The organism is Cupriavidus sp. SIMBA_020, assembly GCF_046535395.1.
GTDB lineage: Bacteria > Pseudomonadota > Gammaproteobacteria > Burkholderiales > Burkholderiaceae > Cupriavidus > Cupriavidus campinensis.
The window spans coordinates 1-239 of sequence record NZ_JAWRWU010001561.1; the positions used below are offsets into that span (position 1 = coordinate 1).

A 239-nucleotide genomic window follows, 5' to 3' on the forward strand; every position below is an offset into this window, starting at 1 on the left:
GTGTTCGCGTGCTCGGAAGGCATGGAGGCGAACGGTTTTTCGCGCGAGCGGCCCGATTGCGAGGAATTCGTCGAGACGCGCATTGCGGGCCTGTCCTCGCGGCGCATCCGCATGCAAAGCCGCGTGCTCACGCGCATCGTTCTCGAACGTCCCGACGCCGTGCTGATTTTCGCCGACGTCCGCTATCTCTCGCTCTGGCTCGCGCTCATCGCGGGCCGCGCCATCCGCGTGCCGGTGCT

At 66.9% G+C, this 239-nt stretch carries 1 pseudogene; it reads left to right on the forward strand.

The features are described 5' to 3' along the window. Nucleotides 1-21: 21 nt before the first annotated feature. Nucleotides 22-239 (forward strand): annotated as a pseudogene (locus tag SB751_RS34855) (glycosyltransferase family 1 protein); the annotation flags it as partial.